This window comes from Staphylococcus sp. AtHG25 (assembly GCF_003217445.1).
GTDB lineage: Bacteria > Bacillota > Bacilli > Staphylococcales > Staphylococcaceae > Staphylococcus > Staphylococcus haemolyticus.
Genome location: NZ_QJSN01000003.1, coordinates 117,979 through 136,860, shown reverse-complemented (window position 1 = coordinate 136,860; position 18,882 = coordinate 117,979). Strand labels below are relative to the sequence as shown.

The window sequence follows — 18,882 nt, the reverse complement described above, 5'->3', positions numbered from 1 at the left end:
TTTTAGTTCTCCTTTTTAGGTATTCCTATTTGATGACCTAATTGTTTAGGCCATTCAATAGTACCTTGTTGACTATAATAATTAGCAATGTTTTGATGATAATCACTTGGAAAAGGAGCAGACTTATGTTTGTTACTGTCAATTCCCATCATGATAACTTCGTTAGTTGCAGCTAGTTCATCTTCATCTGTATAAAGCATTAAAAAGAAATGTACACGTTTATAATCATAATCATAAATATAAACTTCGATTCGGTAAGCTGAATTGAGTGATAACTCTGCTAGGTACGTCGTATGTTCTTCTAAAGTGAACATTGTGTATTGAAGTACCTCACGTTCCTTTAAAGAAAGTCCATGCGTGTAGTTAAATTCATTTACAGCTTCACTAAACACTTTATTATATTCTGAGTCATGCATGTGGTTGTTATAATCAATTTGATTTGTTTCTACCACTTTATTAATAATTACAGGATTACTCATTACTAAAGACCTCGCTCATATATTGATAGTTCTATTTTACTAAATAAAAATAACACATACACATGATTTAATTCATGGTAGAATGAAAGACGTATGGTTATGTAGGAGGTAAACGTAACAATGACTATGACAATTCGATATCAAACTAAAAATCAATCGCTCACTCAAGTTGATAGTGTGAAGGAGATTCCTGAAACAGCAACAATTGTATGGTTTGATTTTGAAAATGCAACACAAGCAGAGAATGATTATTTAATAAGTCAATTTGAATTTAACTATTTAGAGTTAGAAGACGCCATTACAGGTGTGCCACGTGTAAAATATAAATCCTATGAATCATATCAATATTTAGTATTTCACAGTATGTACAAAGATGATTTTTCTCCAATTTCTTTAAATGTATTTTTAAGTGAGAAAGTACTTGTTACATATCACCACAAACATTTTGAATCGTTAAATGAAGTGGCTAAAATGAATGCACAACATCATGATTCAGACTTGGATTGTGCAGATATAGTGATACATATTTTAGATATGATGGTTGATAAATATTTTGAATTCGTATATACAATTGAGGATAAAACATATAACTTTGAAGATGCACATGTAGATGATACTCAAAGTAAAAAAATAATGGATAATGTTTTTCAAATTAAATCTGATTTAATCAAAATTAAAAGGGTATTATTCCCTATGCAAGAATTAGTTAATACAATTAAAACTGAAGGTAAATTGATTGTAGATAGTAAGCATTCGATGTATATTCAACATATCGATGACCATCTTATAAAGCAAAATAATATCATAAGAACATCACAGGAGATGGCTAATGAAATAAGAGAGAACTTCGAATCTTATTCATCATTTCGAATGAATAGTATCATGCAAGTATTAACATTGGTTTCAGTCATTTTCTCACCTTTGACATTTATTGCAGGTGTCTATGGCATGAATTTCGAATATATGCCAGAACTTAAATGGCAATATAGCTATCCAATTTGTATGATCGTCATGTTAATTATAGCTATTGCATTGATTATCTTTTTCAAAAGAAAAAAATGGTTCTAATATATTATGAAACTTTATTAATTTAAGCAAAGGTAGGTACAAAGATGAGTGACTTTCAAAGAGAACAGAGGAAAAATGAACATGTTGAAATAGCAATGGCTCAAAGTGATGCACCTCAATCAGACTTTGATCGAGTGAGATTCGTGCATCATTCAATCCCTAGCATAAATGTAGATGAAGTAGACTTAACAAGTCAAATAACAGATTTTGATATGACATACCCTATTTATATCAATGCGATGACAGGCGGCAGTGAATGGACAAAACAAATTAATGAGAAACTTGCAGTTGTCGCTAGAGAAACTGGATTAGCAATGGCTGTAGGCTCTACACATGCCGCTTTGAGAAATCCTAAAATGGCGGAATCATTCAGTATTGCACGTCAAACCAATCCAGAAGGTATAATTTTTAGTAATGTTGGTGCCGATGTTCCTGTAGATAAAGCCGTAGAAGCGGTTAGTTTATTAGATGCACAGGCTTTACAAATTCATGTGAATGCACCACAAGAACTTGTGATGCCTGAAGGAAATCGTGAATTCTCGACTTGGTTAGATAATGTAGCAGCTATTGTTCAACGTGTTGATGTTCCAGTTATTATTAAAGAAGTTGGCTTCGGCATGAGCAAAGAACTATATAAAGATTTAATTGATGTTGGTGTTACATACGTTGATGTAAGTGGTAAAGGTGGAACAAACTTTGTCACAATTGAAAATGAGCGTCGTTCAAATAAAGATATGGACTATCTTGCAAATTGGGGACAGTCAACTGTAGAGTCATTGCTTGAAAGTTCAGCTTATCAAGATTCACTTAATGTCTTTGCTAGTGGTGGTGTACGTACGCCTCTAGATGTTGTTAAGAGTCTAGCATTAGGGGCTAAAGCTGTAGGTATGTCTCGACCATTCTTAAATCAAGTTGAAAATGGGGGCATCACGACAACGATTGAGTATGTTGAGTCATTTATTGAACATACGAAATCAATTATGACAATGTTAAATGCAAGAGATATTAGTGAATTAAAACAAAGTAAGTTCGTTTTCGATCATAAGTTAATGTCATGGATTGAACAACGCGGTTTAGACATTCATAGAGGGTAATATTGAATAGGTCATTCAACCATAATTCGCATTAATAAATTATACAAAGAAAGCAAGTTGAGAGTTTGGACTCCCAACTTGCTTTTTTATAATGCATGATATAAAACTTTAGTTTCCAAAAATATTAATAAAGCCCATAACGATAGGTACACCTGCTAAGTCAATTAAGAAAGCTCCAACTATAGGAACGACAAGATATGATTTTGGTGAACTACCATATTTTTTAGTAATTACATCTAAATTTGCCATCGCATTTGGTGTAGCCCCTAAACCATGACCTATAAATCCACCAGCCATAACAGCAGCATCATAGTCTTTACCAAGCACTCTAAATAGTATAAAGAATGCAAATAATGATATAAATAAGACTTGAACTAAAACGATAGCGATAAGAGGTAATGCAAGTGAATATACTTGAGTAAGTTGAATACTCATCAGTGCTAGTGATAAGAATAAGCCTAGAGCTACATCACCAATTTGATCAATCAGTTTTAAATCGATGAGTTGTATGTTCGCATATTCCGATACATTTCGAATTGCAACTGCTACAAACATTGAGCCTACATACATAGGTAAACTTTGACCAGTTAAATTAGAAAATTGATCACCTATCCATGTACCTAATGACATGCACAGTGCAATAATTGTTAATTGTAGAAAAAATACTTGTGTAGGTTGATATTTACGATGCAGCACTTCATTAGATTCTACTTTACTATAATCTTTAAACGAATCATCGCTGTTTTCAGGTTTTAGGTTATAGCGTTTAATGAGTGCCTTTACTAATGGTCCACCAATTAATCCACCAAATACTAAGCCTAAAGTTGCTGCTGCAAGTGCAGCAGTAATAGCTGAATCAATATTAAAACTTTCTTCAAGCGTTTTACCATAAGCCGCTGCATTCCCATGTCCACCTTCCATTGACATTGAACCAGCTGTTAAACCTAACAATGGTTTAATATGTAATACTTTAGCTAATGAGATCCCAATGAAATTTTGACATATTGCCAGAAATGCACAGCATACAAAGTAAAGTATTAAAACTTTCCCACCAATTTTAAATAATTTAAAAGATGCACCTAATCCAATAGTAGTGAAGAATACCATCATGAAGAAATCTTGAATAAAGCTAGCATCTAATTTAATTTGAATAATATTTAAGGTATCTAAGACTGCAACTAGAATTGCAAATAGTAATCCTCCTATAACGGGAGGTGGTATACAAATTCTTTGTAAAAATGAAACGTGATTGACGATGAATTCACCTAGTAAAAATAAAAGACAGGCAAGACATAGTGTTGTGACCGCATCTATTTCCATTTATATAGCCCCCTTTATAAACGAGTTAAAAAATTTTAAATAGCACTTCTTGTAAGCGCTATAAATCCCCATATATAACATTATACATATAAGAAATATAGATTTCTAGGATAGGTATTATGGTTTTTATATAATACGAAATTTTAATAAGTTTATAAAAAGATAAAAAACTAATTGGAATATTAATTTGTAATATCTATGAAAATAGATTTGTTGATATTAAACAATTTAGAAATAGTCATAAAGGCCCATTCTAAGGATTAAAATTTCTAGAATGTCTTTTTTCTTTATTTCCAAGTTTCATCTGGGTTTAGGCAGTCTGATTTACGTATATGTGAAACAAATGGATTACCTTTAACTGTGTATCGTAGCGGTTTATTAGTCCAGTCGCCTTTATTCGGTATTCCAATTCTAGCACTTTCAACAATATACCTAGGGTATTTACGGTGTTTAGTATCAATGGATAAGCGACAATCATTTAATGTGGCACCATCAATTGCTCTAGGTATATTAAACGCTTTTGTCCATTTTCCGGGTCCATTTGTTAATTCATATCCTGACTTATTACGATTATGTTTCATCATTTCTATGCCATCTAAAGGTTCAATAGCTCGAATCAGTACTCCTTCAGGGACACCTTCGTTTTGAGTTACGAAATTCACTAATAGATGTGTGTGCATCACATGTCCGTAAATGGTGCCGCCTCTTTTATAAAGTGAAGTCACTTTAGGCGTTTGCTTACCTCCAAATCCATGAGCTGCTCGATCTGTAAAACCTAAATAAGCTTCTGTTTCAACAATATAGCCACTATACGTTTGAAATTCGTCTTCATACATGACTTTGACACCTAATAACGCTTTAGCGGTTTCAGTCGTTGGTCTTGATACAAAATCCACATGAACACCTTCTTCCTCTTGAAAATTTAATAACTGATAATTAAAGCTGAAGCTTAGACTGGTATAACACAATTAAAATATACTATGATTGCAATTATAATTGAAATTAACCAAGAATTTAAAGACTTAAATATAAGTGTCATATATATTTGACGATATTGGCATTATATCGTTATGATGAATAATATGGGATGTTGAAAGAAGTGTGGAGATATGAATAAAGTCAAAGTTTATCGTGGTGCAAAGAAGATTTCGCAATTAGAACTTGCACGATCAGTTGGAGTATCACGTCAAACCATTAACATGATAGAGAATGATAAGTATAATCCGTCATTAAAATTATGTATTAATATAGCTAAGACGCTAGGTGTTACTTTGAATGATTTATTCTGGGAGGTAGAGAATGACTAAAAATGATGAAGCTTTGCAAGTAGAAAAAATTACATTGCAAGCTAAACTTGGCATTTTAAGTTTAAATTTCTTATGTGCTATCATTGCTTTTGCAATGTTTAACGACTTGCAACGGCAATTTCTTTCACCATTTTTTATCGGTAGTTTATTACTTTTAATTGTTATTGTTTGTAAATTAACAATTCATTCAGAAACAGTTGATGATATTCATATTTATGTACATGACTTTAGCGATAAATCAAAACTAAATCGTCATTCTAAATTAAAAAGAATTGTTTATCTTATTCTGTGGATAGTTTATTTGGTTCTCATCGCTAACATAGTAACACCGAACATTAATCATACAAGTAACTATGAATGGGTGTTTGAACCGAGTTGGCTTATTTTAGGAGTAGGTGTAGTTGTTGCATTATGTATGTTTGATGATAAGCGAATTAAATATACAGAAATGGATACACCTACCATAGAGAATTGTGGTGCGTCACCTAAAGGTGTAATAAATTTAATCCCAAATTATAGATATGCAGATGAACAACAGAAATTAGTCATATTAAAAGTACATGCGACTAATTTTATTTGGATAACAATCGGATTAACTATTGTGTGTATCATTGATATATTCATCGAATTAATCATGCAACAAATGCCATTGGTTGCTTTTATTACAACCATATTCATTGTCGTTGAATTATTGATTCTCAAACTTAAAAACAAACAAATTCGCAGCACACTTCATGAATAAAAGTGTTACGCAAACGCTGTCTATTAAAAATTTTAATAGATAGCGTTTTCATTTTTTAATTTATATAAAATCTATGGAATATTAATAAAAAAAGTGTAACAATATGTACGTGAAAAAGTCAGTGCTTAAAATTTAAATAGATAAAGGTATCATTGCATTGATACAATGAGGATAACTTTATTACAAGTTGGAGGTCATTTCAATGCTCTATTCAATCTTTATCTTTTTATTAGCAGGTCTCTGTGAAATTGGTGGTGGCTATCTAATTTGGTTGTGGTTAAGGGAAGGACAATCAAGTTGGTTGGGATTTATAGGTGGCGTTATATTAATGATGTATGGTGTCATTGCAACGTTCCAGTCGTTTCCAACTTTCGGTCGTGTTTATGCTGCTTATGGTGGCGTGTTTATTGTAATGAGTTTAATTTGGGCATATATTGTCGATAAACAAGCACCTGATAAGTACGATTTAATTGGAGCATGCATCTGTATTATTGGTGTATGCGTTATGATATTACCGAGCAGAACCTGATTAAGCGTGTTTAAGAGGGAGACGTAAGTAATGATAGTTGAAGTAGAAAAGCAAAGACATGGTATTGACTTAATTAAAATTGACAACGATGAAACCAATATTGTGTTCACAAATTTCGGTGCACGCATCGTATCATGGAAGTACCATGATAACAACGTTGTATTAGGAAATAGAGTTGAAGCGGATGAGTTTTATCCATCAAATCCGTATCATTTTGGTGCTACTATCGGTCGTTATGCTGGACGTATTGGAAATGCCAAATTTCATTTGAACGATGAGGAATATCAATTAGAAGCTAATAATAATGTACATCACCTTCATGGTGGTAGTAATGGTTTAGATAAAAGACTTTTTAATTACGACATTCAAGATAATATCACGAATATTAAGGTTACTTTTACAGTTCAACTAAAGTCAATGGAAGATGGGTATCCAGGGGATATGACTATTAAAGTGATACATACTTATGACGTCGAACACCGTTGGACAGTAGAATATGAAGCACAGACAAATCAAGATACATTATTTAATCCAACTAATCATGTTTATTTTAATTTGAATAGAGACAATAATGTTATATATAATCATAAAATTAAGAGTGAGCAATTAAATATGTATCCAATTGATCGAAACAACCTTATTGAGAATACTAATTCAATTGATTTGTTAGCTATCTTTAAAACAAATAGTATATCTTTTAGTGATATTTTTAATTCTGATAATGAACTACTTAAAGAGCAAATTGGTTCTAGAAATGGATTAGATCACCCTTTTGATGTTGGAAATCAACAATTCTTCATTGAAAATGATGAGTTTCAATTAGATGTTACATCATCTATGCCGAACGTTGTCATTTATACATTTAATGATACGAAAGATTGGGATAGTGATTTTAATATTTATAAAGCACACTCAGGTATATCTCTAGAAACACAATTTTTACCTAATGATATTAATTTGTATGGTAATAAAGCAAACTCTATTTTAAAACCTAACGAGCATTTTTATTCTAAAACAACTTATCATATATCAGAAAAATAAAATTAAAAAAGCATCAAAGCGGGTACATCGTCATTATGATTTACCCGCTTTATCCTATGCTAAATAGAATTTATTTCATTGCATTATCATATAACTTTTGTAATTTAGCTAAACGCATTTCAGATAAATATGGATTTTGTAGCGCATACTTCAGTCGAGATAAATTTTTACGATCATTATAGTAAATATCATTAAGCTCTTGTACAGAAAGTCGAGTTGCTTCATCTGCCAACTGAATTAATTCTAAATCATCATCTTGAGCTACATATCCTTCTTGTAACACTCGAAAATAGAAGCCTGTTTTTCCACTAGTAGACATTCTTTTAACTAAGTCTTTTATACCGTACTTTGTTTGAATTTTCCAACAAGGTTCTCTTATTTCAGATACCTCTAAAATTGCTTCACCTAAACGATATTGATTTCCAAAGAACACGTCTGATTCATCTAAATTTTCCAAAGTTAAATTTTCACCAAACATTGCGTAATCAGGAAGCGTATTTAAATCATTTCTATACATTTGATAATGAGATTTGCTAAAACAGCATACTGCTTTATGTGGACCACCATGGTCTTTATATGCCTGTTCATCTTCAACAAATCCAGTTCTTGATAACCACATTGTTTTAGAAATAGGAGATTTATTCAAAGCAGACAACATTTCTCTCTTTTGACCGTAATCTAATTGTTTAATTTGTCCTACTGAAATTGCACATACTGAAATCATATTTATGCCCCCTTAGTTAAGGTGTTAAGAAAAATTATATTATATTAATAATTAAAACATAAGACAAATGATAAAATAATTTCCAATATTGAACTAGGTATTTGTATGATCGTCATGTAAAATAATGAGTGAGTATATTTGAAAAGGGGTCACAGTTAAATGAAAGATTCTAAAGAACTTAAAATCATGACAGTAGATGATGCTGTAGCTCAAATTGAAGATGATATGGTGCTAGGAATTGGAACGGGTAGTACCATTGAATTGCTTATTCCAAAGCTCGCTGAAAGAATTCACAAAGAACAATTAAATATTACTGGCGTGTGTACTTCTAATAAAAGTGCATTTATTGCAAAAAAACTAGATATTAATGTTGTTGATATCAATGATGTTGGTCATGTTGATTTAGCAATTGATGGTGCTGATGAAGTGGATGCTAATCTCAATTTAATTAAAGGCGGTGGTGGAGCGCTATTTCGCGAAAAAGTAATAGATGAAATGGCTCATCGTTTTGTAGTTTTAGTAGATGAAAGCAAGCTCGTAAATTACTTAGGTGAAAGTTTCAAACTGCCAGTAGAGGTAGATAAGTTCAATTGGTTCCATATCGCTAAAAAAATTGAAGCTTATGATGATGTTATTACCGAACGTCGAATGAGTGATGATGTTCCATTTATAACGGATAATGGCAATTACATTTTAGATTGTCAGTTAAATAAACAGATTGACCCATATCAATTTCATGAGTATTTAATTCATCTAACAGGTGTCATAGAAACTGGATATTTTTTAAATATAACTGATCAAGTTATAGTAGGTACACAAAATGGCGTTAAATTCATAAAAAAATCTAACTTAAATAAATAAAAATAAGCCAGAAAATGAACTTAGAAAAATTCATTTTCTGGCTATTTGTATGTGCACTTAGCCTTCAAAAGAAGGCGTAATATAAGCTTTACTTCTCAGTTTTATGACTAGATGTATCACTCATTTGATCTATTTCATCCTTAGCATCATCAACTACAGATGAACGTCTATCTTCTTTATAAGATGTGTTGTCTTTAAGTTTTTCATTTGAAGAATCAGTTTGATTCTCAGACTGTGATTTATGTTCAACATGATCTTCATTAAGTTGACTCTCAGTGAAGCTGTCTTTTTTATCGTTAAGTTCATGATCTTCAGACTTTGTTTTATTTGAAGTAGATGTATCGTCATCATTCATATGGTCTAAATAATTATTAGGTTCAACATCATCAAGTGAACGATTAGTTGTTTTATAAACAATAAATCTAATAATTAAACTTAAAATGATAAAGACAATGCCCACTAACGTCGTACTTAATGCGATAACTTTCATTGAGAATAGGTCGCCAGTTTCTTCACTAAATAAAAATACTTGTGCAAATGACATTGTTGCATGGAATACGAGAGCGATATATATCGTACGTCCTTTAGTTGCACGTATGAGTTCACCAATAATAATTGAGAACATGAAAGTATAAAGGAAATGGTATCCCGCATATTCCATTCCATATGTCGTATTAGCAGCCCATATAGAATAAATTAAACCGACAATGATTGAAGCGAAAAATGTATTAACTTTATTTTCTACAATATTTTGTAAATAAGAACGGAATCCAAACTCCGCAAAAAATGCCATTAAAATATGACCAATAATAATTGTAGGAACTGATACAGATAAATCAGTTGCTTGTAATAAAATAAAACTATCGGCAAATGTGTTAAAACTAAACATGCCAATCATGAAAATAACTAGCGGTAAAATCAATGCTAGTAATATACGTTCAATGACTCTAATATCAACTGAAAATTTTAATCCAGCTAATTGAGTACGTTTATCTTTAAATGCAATAATACAAACAATTGCTGCGATAAACGGTGCAAGATCAGTAATATCAAATACAAAACGTTTAATACCTACTGATGCTTGAAAATCTCGTAGGATTAATGATAGCGCCATCGTGACAACGAAGAATACGAAGATAGTTAACGCCCATTGAAATCCTGATATACGATTCGTCTTCATTTATGTAACCTCCATTAGGGTAACCGTAAAAACTTTTTCTTTAATATTATACATATTACAAGGCCATAAATAAATTGTCCATTTTAAATATCATTAAAATGTAATAGTCTTGAATTATTTTTATATGATTGAAAGCAATTTTTAATGTCTTAAATTAATTTGAAAAGGGTAATCATAAATATAAACAAATGGTAATGATAAATCTCGTTATGATGTAAGATAATGCTATAGAGTAAATAAATAGGGGGCAATATAATGTATACACAGGGTAATCCAAAACTATGGACTGGTCGTTTGGATAGTGAAACAGATCCTAAACAGTTTAGACATTTTCAAACAGTAAAGTTCGCTAATTTGGAAAATATGGAAAACGTAAGTGATAAGACAGGTGTTGGTCTCTTAGGATATGCCGTTGATAAAGGTGTTGAAAATAATAAAGGTAGAATCGGATCAAGAAAGGGACCAGATATCATAAAACATGAATTCGCGAAACTTCCAGATTTAAGTGAGTGCGAAATGTTGATTGATTACGGTAATGTTGAACATACAAGTAATCATCTTAGAGAAACGCAACAAGAGATGGCACAATTGTCTGCTAAAGTTATTAAGCAACATAAACAGGCTTTTTTAATTGGAGGTGGTCATGATATTGCATATGCACAATATTTGGCTACTAGAGAAGTCTATTCAGATGCTTCAATTGGAATTATCAATATTGATGCTCATTTTGACACACGTCCTGATGAGCCACCTACATCCGGCACTATGTTCCGAGAAATTTTAGATAATGATGAAAATGTCGATTATCTAGTTTTAGGCTTGGCTCAAGGTGGTAATACACGTGCGTTATATGATTATGCAAAAGATAATAATATTATTTATGTGTATGCGGACGAACTTTTACATCAAGTGTCACCGACCATTAAAGATAAAATAGAAAGATTTATTCATGACCATGATACGATTATGTTTACCATATGTATGGATGTTATTGACAGTGCGTTTGCGCCTGGTGTAAGTTCACCTAGTGTATTAGGATTATATCCTCATTCCGTATTTGAAATAAGTAAGCGTGTAATATTAAGCGATAAGGTATCATCAATTAGTATTGCAGAAACTAACCCAGACTATGATGTTGATAATCGTACGTCAAAGTTAGCGGCGAATTTAATTCACCATTTCCTAGTTTAAAAAGTAGAATTAAATTGTCGTATATGACTCTGAAATTAGAAGATAACGATAACCTTTAAAATTAAATTCAAACATGAATGAGTAGAACGTTGAATTCGCGTTGAATTCTGTTCTACTTTTTTAATTACTTTTAATTGATAGAAAAGTTTGACAATTATGTTACGATATAAATAATTAGGGAGGTAATGGATGGTGATGAAGCGGTTAAGTTATAAGCAGCAATGACTTGGAGATATTTCGCAAAATATAATGGCAGGTATCTTAATGGGTTTAGCACTACTCCCTGTAGCTATAGCCTTCTCGTTTATTGTTCATATCAGTACTACGATAGGGTTAATGAGTTGTGGATTAATGATGTTATTCATTAGCTTTCTTGGAGAACGAATAAGTATGGTGTCTGGACCAAGTAGTGGTATTTCGATAGTAGGTGCGTAGGTGCACCACTAGTAGAACAATACAATATTCATTACTTAATTATGGCCACGTTTATAATGGGCATCATTCTAATTATTTTTGACATGTGTCACATAGATAAGATCCTTAATCATATTCCAGATACTGTTGTTATTGGATTTATGAATGTATTGGGCATTCTATTACTTACAACGCAAATAAAATATATTTTTGGTATAACTACTGCGACTTATTTATCTTCAACATTTATTCGATTTATGCCAGCTCCGCTTATAGCTATAAGCGTCGTGACTTTAGCAAGTTATTTTCTTAAACCGAATGTTCAATTAGTCCACGATTTAGCAGAAATTCGACTTACCTTTCCTAAAATTTCTGTTTATACAGAACTTTTAAACATACATGCATTAAGTATTATTACTTTATATGCATTAACCATGTCTATTATTTGCGTAGTACAAACAAATCTTACAAATGAAATGATGGATGTAATTACACAAAGTCACTCCAATAAAGACCGAGAAGTTATTGGTCAAGGGTTAGCTAATTTGTTTGTCGGGTTATTAGGTGGATATGGTTTAAGCGCCTTAGTAGGTCAATCAAAATTTAATTTTAAAATGGGTGCTACTACGCGATTAGCCACATTCGTTACAGGATTATTTCTTCTCTCATGCGTCGTTATTTTAGGTACGATTGTAGGTTTTATTCCTATGGCAGTATTGGCTTCGGTATTAATTACAATATCAATGAATACATTTGATAGACGTATGTTTAAACATTTAAAAGAAGCACCTATAAAGCATAGTATCGTAATGTTCATAACGATTATTTTAATATTAATGTCACACAATTTAGTTATAGGTGTCGTTATAGGCACACTTATTTATTATGTCGTTCACTTTATTTTTACAAAGAAAGGAAGACCATCGCTATGACAACTTACAATGATTTTGTTAAATGGAGACGAACATTTCACAAATTTCCTGAAGTATCTCAGAAAGAATATGAAACAACTAAGCGATTAAAACGTATATTACAAACTTATGATATAAAAATAATAGATTATCCTTTAGAAACAGGGCTTATAGCTGAAATAGGACATGGTGAACCTTGTATTGCTGTTCGTACAGACATAGATGCTTTACCAATTACAGAGCAAGTTGAACATGAATTCACCTCAACAAATGAAGGTGTGATGCATGCGTGTGGTCATGATATTCATATGGCAAGTATTCTAGCTATTGCTACAAATTTAAAAGAACAAGAAGATAAACTTAAAGGTCGCGTGAAATTTATATTTCAACCTGCAGAAGAAACGGGATATGGTGCCAAAGCGATTGCAGAGACAGATGTATTAGACGATGTTAAAGCGATATTAGGTTTCCATAATTATCCAACTTTAAATATTGGAGAATTTGCAATTAAATCTGGACCAATTACTTCGGCAGTAGACCGTTTTGAATTTAAAATTCACGGTAAAGGTGCACATGCTGCTAAGCCAGAACAAGGTAATGATCCAGTCATGGTACTTGGTCAATTAATAACAAGTTTACAAACGATTGTAAGTCGAAATATATCAGCTTTTGATAGTGCTGTAGTAACTATTGGAGAAGTATCGTCTGGGAATACATGGAATGTGATTGCTGACCAAGCATATGTCCAAGGTACAGTGCGATCATTTAAGCCAGAGGTTCAAAATTATATAGAACAACGATTTAAAGAAATTACTAAAGGATTAGAGACATTGTTCAATGTCGATATAGAAGTTATATATACTAAGCTGCCAGGAACAGTTTTTAATGATGAATACTTAACTGACCAAGCTAAGAAAGCTGCTCAAAAAGTAGGTTATCAAATCATAGAATTAGAGACACCCTATACTATTGGCGAAGATTTTTCTGGTTTACTAGCTAACCATCCAGGGGTATTTGCGTTTATTGGTTCTAATAGTAAATACGATTTACATCATCCAAAGTTTGATCCAGATGAGCGTATACTTGAGAAAGTTCCTGAGTACTTTATAACGTTGATTTATCAATTGCTTGACGACACAGCATTTAATGAATAATCAATGTTTCATTTAAGAGTTTGATTTGTGTAGCTATATTACAATTTTTGAAATGTGATTTAAAAAGCATGATGAACGGGTAAACAGACACTAAACATGTTTTAGGAGATGAGTAAATAATGGGTGCACAAGATCCAAGAACAAAATTTAAAACATCTGATTATGAAAAACAAGAACAAGAACTACCTGGACTTCAATCTGAACTAACACCACAACCTGACTGTGGTGAAACATCGTATGAAGGTCATAACCGATTGTTAGATTATAAAATGCTTGTAACAGGGGGAGACTCAGCAATAGGACGTGCAGCAGCGATTGCATATGCCAAAGAAGGGGCAGACGTTGCAATTAACTATCTTCCAAGTGAAGAACAAGATGCTCAAGAAGTTAAAGCTGTCATTGAAAAAGCAGGACGTAAAGCTATATTAATACCTGGAGATATTCGTGATGAACAATTTAACTATGATTTAGTTGAACAAGCGTATAAAGAATTAGGTGGTTTAGACAATGTGACATTAGTAGCAGGCCATCAACAGTATCACGATAAATTAGAAGAGTTCGATACACAATCTTTTAAAGAAACGTTTGAAACAAACGTATATCCAGTATTCTGGACAGTTCAAAAAGCATTGGATTATTTACAACCTGGTGCGTCAATCACTACAACATCATCCGTTCAAGGTTATAATCCAAATCCATTGATTCATGATTATGCAGCATCAAAAGCAGCGATTATTTCATTAACAAAAAGTTTCTCTGAGCAATTAGGGGAGCAGGGTATTCGCGTTAATTGTGTAGCACCTGGTCCATTTTGGTCTCCACTTCAAATAACAGGTGGTCAACCACAATCAGCGATTCCTCAATTTGGTCAAGATACGCCATTAGGTAGAGCCGGTCAACCTGTAGAGCTTTCAGGCACATATGTATTACTTGCTTCAGAGGATTCAAGTTATACGACTGGTCAAGTTTTTGGCGTCACAGGTGGCATCCAAATCAATTAAATATCTCAAAGTATAAATCCAACGCAAGGGTTTCAATAAAGACTCTTGCGTTTTTGTATTGAAAGGAGTGGATTACAGTGAAACACATTGATCCTAATCAACTATCAGATATCCAAAATTATAAACTATTAAGTGGTTCAATCATACCAAGGTCAATAGCATTTGTTACATCTTCTGATATCGAAGGACATGTAAATGCTGCGCCATTTAGTTTTTTTAATATAGTTAATAATGCGCCACCTATGATTGCTATTTCGGCACAGAGAGCAGGAGGAAAGCGTAAAGATACGGCAATTAATATAGAAAACGTCCAATCATTTGTTGTGCATGTTACAGATGAAGATAATGTTGAGGAAATTAATAAGACCGCTGCATCTATCAATCCTAAAGATAATGAACTTGATTTAACAGAACTCAATACCATCTCATCTGATGTGATTGATATTCCAGCTATAAAAGAAGCTAAAATTAGATTTGAATGTCAACTTGAACAAATGATTTTATTAGGCTCTGAAGATGATGGTGCTGATTTAATTATTGGAAAAATTGTTAAGTACCACATACAAGATGATGTGTATTTTGGTGATAGTAAAATTGATGCGAAACAATTAAAACCAGTAGCCCGTTTAGCAGGTAATGATTACGCTAAATTAGGTGAGCAATTTACAATTGAGCGTCCAACTAATTGATGATTAAGACATTATCTATAGCTTTAATATGTAATTTTCATAAAACTTTATTGACGTTATGACAGTAATCTTGTAACTTTAATAATAAAATTATTTTTAAAAAGGAAAGTAGGTTTAGTATGGAGGAACAAAGAAAGGGCAATGCATGGGCGTTACTTCCATTAGTATTATTTATTGCATTGTTTTTAGGTGTAGGTACCATTACAGGTGATTTCACTAATATGCCTTTAAATGTAGCTATCATGATTACTGTTATTGTTGCTTTAATAATGAATAGGAAAGAAACATTTGCTAACAAAGTTGAAGTGTTTACAAAAGGAGCAGGTCATTCCAATATCATTTTAATGGTATTTATATTTATATTGGCTGGTGCTTTCTCAACTACCACTGAAAAAATGGGTGGTGTTGAATCAACAGTAAATTTAGGTTTATCATTGATACCTCAAAATTTAATCATCGTTGGATTATTTGTAATTTGTATGTTTGTGTCAATTTCAATGGGTACCTCTGTAGGTACAGTTGCTGCATTAGCACCTGTTGGATTTGGATTTGCACAGGCAACTGATATTCCAGCAGCGTTAGCAATGGGTACTGTTGTAGGTGGTGCTATGTTTGGCGATAATTTATCGATGATTTCAGATACTACCATAGCTGCTGTTCGAACTCAAAAAACAAGAATGAAAGATAAATTTAAAGTGAATTTTTGGATTGTACTACCTGGAGCAATATTAACAATTATTGTCTTATTCTTCCTTACTAACGGTATCTCAATAGATCACTCTAAAAGCTATGACTATAATTTAATTAAGGTAATCCCTTATGTACTAGTATTAGTATTAGCACTCGTAGGGGTAAATGTAATCATTGTGTTAATCGGTGGTACGTTATTATCTGGTACTATTGGCTTATTTGATGGTTCTTTTGGTTGGAAAGGATTACTAAATGCAGTATCACAGGGTATTATAGGTATGGAAGATATTGCAATCATAGCAGTGTTAATTGGTGGTTTAGTTGGAATTATTCAGCATAATGGTGGAATTGAATGGTTATTAAATTTTGTTCGTTCTAAAGTTACAACTAAACGTGGTGCTGAATTTGGTATTGCTGGTTTAGTGAGCGCAGCTGACATTGCAACAGCTAATAATACAATTTCAATTATTATGTCAGGTCCATTAGCAAAAAATATTGCAGATGAATATGGTGTTGATCCACGTAAATCTGCAAGTTTATTAGATATATTTGCAGGGTGCTTTCAAGGCTTTTTACCTTATAGCCCACAAGTGATAGCTGCAGCTGGCGTTGCAAGTATATCACCATTTAGTGTAATGCCTTACTGCATTTATTCATTTTTATTAGGGATATGCGGTATTATAGCTATTATATTAAGATACCCTCGTGTTAAAGCTAAATCTTAAAGTAAAGACAAATAACAATAATAGACTTATAATTAGCATGTTTAATAAGAAAAATTAAAATAATAAAACATTTTAATAGTTCAAAGTTTGGAACTGTATTGAAATGCGTTAAAATAGATATAAGAGTGAAAGTAGGTGAAACAAGTGGCAAAGTATAATGTTGAGAATGAACATGTTGAAATTCATATCGAACGTTTATTAAAATACTCACCAGAATTAGTATATCAAGCTTGGACGGATGCTGACTTATTAAAACAGTGGTTTATGACATCTCAACGTACGAATAAGTCAATTGATGTAGATATGACTGAAGGTGGCTCATATCGCATAGTTGATTCACGTAATGGACGACAAAATATTATTCAAGGTACGTATCAAGAACTCGTTGACAATGAGTATATAAAAATGACAATTGGTATGCCTGAATTAAGTAATCAAGAGGATGTCATTGAAGTTGAATTTGAAGAGCGTGAAAACGGTGGCACACAAATGTTTTTCTTTTATCAGTCATTAGTTGAACGTGAACGACGCTTAACAACATTAGAATATAAACAAAAGAAAAAGGAATATCACGATTCTACTGTTCACGGTTTAGAATTGATGTTTGATAAAATGCATCAAATACTTGAACAATATGTAGAAGACAATAATCTATTAAAATAAAAACTTAGGACTTTGCGTGAATTCACGTAGCAGTCTAAACTGAGAAAATTTGATATCAATATTACCAAATATCTAGTCATTCTTACTAGGGTGGATACCCCAACAAGGACAGTTTACAAAGACAATCTCCTTGTTGGGGTTTTGATGTGTTAATAATTAATCAGTACCGCTATTTAGTTGTGATAAAGATTAACTGAGTTCACCTTTCTCTTTACGTTCATTATATTTTCTGATTAATGTTTCAAAGAAGATATGATAACTAATAAAACTTGAATAGTCTGTATCATCGTATAAATAGAAAGTATTACTTGATACATAAACATTATAGCTCGCTTTTTGGGCTAATGAATTATCTTTCATTGTTGTAACTGAAATAAAATATTTTTGGCGTAATTGAAGTAGATTTGTAACGTCTGTGAGTTGGTGACTCTCACCAGATAGAGAAATAATAAAGAATAAATCTTCATCAATAGAACGATTCAGTACCATTTTCAACTCATGAACGTCATGTAACACGATAATATTTTTATGCATCGTTAATAATATTCGCTGAGCTTCGTCCGCAACATTTTTCTGTGCACGACCAGTACCATATAAGTAGACGGTAGACGCCTGGTTAAGTTTATCGGTAATCAAATTATAATCAATACGAGCTAAATAGCTAAATGTTGTCTCTATTTCTTGTTTAAAAGCATCCATTGAATCTTTAGGTAGTTGACTTAAATGTTCACTTTCAAATTTTAAATAGGATTTAAAGTCACTATAACCATCAAATCCTAACTTTCGTGTAAATCTATGAATGGTAGCGTTAGATGCATGAGTGTATTGTGAAAGTTCATGTATCTTCAAAGTTTTACATTGATTTACGTGCGTGTTTACAAAGTGTGCAATTTGTAGGTCATTATCATTTAACTTGTCAAAATTGGCATTTACTTTTTCATCTAGTAGCACAAAGACACCTCTTATTCTTCCTGAAAATATTTTCATGTATAGAAAACATAAACTGATTATACAAAATTATTTCAAAATCGGTCAATGTCATTGTATAAGTGTAAGCGTTTACTATAATAGATATTAAGAAAACGCTTTTATATGTACG

General features: G+C 32.1%; 21 protein-coding genes. 15 read left to right on the top strand and 6 right to left on the bottom strand.

Going from position 1 to position 18,882, the window contains the following annotated elements; genetic code table 11:
* Positions 1–2: 2 nt before the first annotated feature.
* Positions 3–479 carry a thioesterase family protein gene (locus BDW31_RS03650; protein WP_053025214.1) on the bottom strand — a complete coding sequence of 159 codons (477 nt, stop codon included), beginning with the start codon at positions 477–479 and terminating at the stop codon, positions 3–5.
* Between the two features lie 120 nt (positions 480–599).
* On the opposite strand from BDW31_RS03650, the gene corA reads away from it, so the two are divergent.
* Both corA and fni read left to right on the top strand, forming a co-directional pair.
* Positions 600–1,547, top strand: coding sequence for a magnesium/cobalt transporter CorA (corA, locus tag BDW31_RS03645; protein WP_070581997.1), 948 nt, complete (start codon positions 600–602; stop codon positions 1,545–1,547).
* Between the two features lie 44 nt (positions 1,548–1,591).
* Complete coding sequence (gene fni, locus BDW31_RS03640; RefSeq protein WP_037549931.1) at positions 1,592–2,641, top strand: type 2 isopentenyl-diphosphate Delta-isomerase; 1,050 nt, start codon at positions 1,592–1,594, stop codon at positions 2,639–2,641.
* Between the two features lie 108 nt (positions 2,642–2,749).
* Here the strand turns inward: fni and gltS are convergent, their stop codons facing one another.
* Both gltS and BDW31_RS03630 read right to left on the bottom strand, forming a co-directional pair.
* The gene (gene gltS / locus BDW31_RS03635) at positions 2,750–3,961 is read right to left on the bottom strand and encodes a sodium/glutamate symporter (RefSeq protein ID WP_053025216.1); all 1,212 of its coding nucleotides are present in this window, start codon (positions 3,959–3,961) and stop codon (positions 2,750–2,752) included.
* Between the two features lie 287 nt (positions 3,962–4,248).
* Positions 4,249–4,857: a DNA-3-methyladenine glycosylase gene (locus BDW31_RS03630; protein WP_110709184.1), complete on the bottom strand. Its 609-nt coding sequence runs from the start codon at positions 4,855–4,857 to the stop codon at positions 4,249–4,251.
* A 213-nt stretch (positions 4,858–5,070) separates the two neighbouring features.
* Here BDW31_RS03630 and BDW31_RS03625 point away from each other — a divergent pair, with 213 nt between their 5' ends.
* The 4 genes from BDW31_RS03625 (at position 5,071) to BDW31_RS03610 (ending at position 7,580) form a co-directional block, all read left to right on the top strand.
* On the top strand, positions 5,071–5,268 hold the full coding sequence (locus tag BDW31_RS03625) for a helix-turn-helix transcriptional regulator (RefSeq protein ID WP_037535858.1): 198 nt from the start codon (positions 5,071–5,073) through the stop codon (positions 5,266–5,268).
* Positions 5,261–6,010 (top strand): hypothetical protein, encoded by a 750-nt coding sequence (locus BDW31_RS03620; protein WP_110709182.1) that lies wholly within the window; start codon positions 5,261–5,263, stop codon positions 6,008–6,010. The genes BDW31_RS03625 and BDW31_RS03620 overlap by 8 nt, the downstream gene beginning before the upstream one ends.
* 202 nt (positions 6,011–6,212) lie before the next feature.
* Positions 6,213–6,539 carry a YnfA family protein gene (locus BDW31_RS03615; protein ID WP_011275042.1) on the top strand — a complete coding sequence of 109 codons (327 nt, stop codon included), beginning with the start codon at positions 6,213–6,215 and terminating at the stop codon, positions 6,537–6,539.
* Positions 6,540–6,569: 30 nt separating this feature from the next.
* A complete protein-coding gene (locus BDW31_RS03610; protein WP_070442487.1) occupies positions 6,570–7,580 on the top strand; it encodes an aldose epimerase family protein in 1,011 nt (336 codons plus the stop codon).
* A gap of 70 nt (positions 7,581–7,650) precedes the next feature.
* Here BDW31_RS03610 and BDW31_RS03605 read toward each other — a convergent pair whose 3' ends face one another.
* Positions 7,651–8,304 carry an MOSC domain-containing protein gene (locus BDW31_RS03605; protein ID WP_110709180.1) on the bottom strand — a complete coding sequence of 218 codons (654 nt, stop codon included), beginning with the start codon at positions 8,302–8,304 and terminating at the stop codon, positions 7,651–7,653.
* 159 nt (positions 8,305–8,463) lie between these two features.
* Between BDW31_RS03605 and BDW31_RS03600 the strand changes: the two genes are divergently transcribed.
* Complete coding sequence (locus BDW31_RS03600) at positions 8,464–9,165, top strand: ribose 5-phosphate isomerase A (protein WP_053021403.1); 702 nt, start codon at positions 8,464–8,466, stop codon at positions 9,163–9,165.
* An 88-nt stretch (positions 9,166–9,253) separates the two neighbouring features.
* On the opposite strand, the gene sdpC is transcribed toward BDW31_RS03600, so the two are convergent.
* Positions 9,254–10,345: a peptidoglycan release complex CPBP-like subunit SdpC gene (gene sdpC / locus BDW31_RS03595; protein WP_070442484.1), complete on the bottom strand. Its 1,092-nt coding sequence runs from the start codon at positions 10,343–10,345 to the stop codon at positions 9,254–9,256.
* Between the two features lie 255 nt (positions 10,346–10,600).
* On the opposite strand from sdpC, the gene hutG reads away from it, so the two are divergent.
* The 8 genes from hutG (at position 10,601) to BDW31_RS03560 (ending at position 17,783) form a co-directional block, all read left to right on the top strand.
* Entirely contained in the window at positions 10,601–11,536 is a 936-nt protein-coding gene (gene hutG, locus BDW31_RS03590) for a formimidoylglutamase (RefSeq protein ID WP_037535874.1), read from the top strand.
* A 264-nt stretch (positions 11,537–11,800) separates the two neighbouring features.
* Entirely contained in the window at positions 11,801–11,971 is a 171-nt protein-coding gene (locus BDW31_RS12870; RefSeq protein WP_306432110.1) for a hypothetical protein, read from the top strand.
* Between the two features lie 56 nt (positions 11,972–12,027).
* The gene (locus BDW31_RS03585; RefSeq protein ID WP_305954622.1) at positions 12,028–12,882 is read left to right on the top strand and encodes a SulP family inorganic anion transporter; all 855 of its coding nucleotides are present in this window, start codon (positions 12,028–12,030) and stop codon (positions 12,880–12,882) included.
* Positions 12,879–14,015 carry an amidohydrolase gene (locus tag BDW31_RS03580; RefSeq protein ID WP_110709178.1) on the top strand — a complete coding sequence of 379 codons (1,137 nt, stop codon included), beginning with the start codon at positions 12,879–12,881 and terminating at the stop codon, positions 14,013–14,015. Before BDW31_RS03585 ends, BDW31_RS03580 begins: the two co-directional genes overlap by 4 nt.
* Positions 14,016–14,134: 119 nt before the next feature.
* Positions 14,135–15,016: an SDR family oxidoreductase gene (locus BDW31_RS03575; protein WP_053021399.1), complete on the top strand. Its 882-nt coding sequence runs from the start codon at positions 14,135–14,137 to the stop codon at positions 15,014–15,016.
* A gap of 77 nt (positions 15,017–15,093) precedes the next feature.
* On the top strand, positions 15,094–15,705 hold the full coding sequence (locus BDW31_RS03570) for a flavin reductase family protein (protein ID WP_110709177.1): 612 nt from the start codon (positions 15,094–15,096) through the stop codon (positions 15,703–15,705).
* 119 nt (positions 15,706–15,824) lie between these two features.
* Positions 15,825–17,120 carry a Na+/H+ antiporter NhaC family protein gene (locus BDW31_RS03565; protein WP_053021397.1) on the top strand — a complete coding sequence of 432 codons (1,296 nt, stop codon included), beginning with the start codon at positions 15,825–15,827 and terminating at the stop codon, positions 17,118–17,120.
* 144 nt (positions 17,121–17,264) lie between these two features.
* Positions 17,265–17,783, top strand: a complete 519-nt coding sequence (locus tag BDW31_RS03560) for an SRPBCC family protein (protein ID WP_053021518.1) — start codon at positions 17,265–17,267, stop codon at positions 17,781–17,783.
* A 189-nt stretch (positions 17,784–17,972) separates the two neighbouring features.
* Here the strand turns inward: BDW31_RS03560 and BDW31_RS03555 are convergent, their stop codons facing one another.
* Positions 17,973–18,734 carry a MurR/RpiR family transcriptional regulator gene (locus BDW31_RS03555; RefSeq protein WP_070442478.1) on the bottom strand — a complete coding sequence of 254 codons (762 nt, stop codon included), beginning with the start codon at positions 18,732–18,734 and terminating at the stop codon, positions 17,973–17,975.
* Positions 18,735–18,882 lie beyond the last annotated feature (148 nt).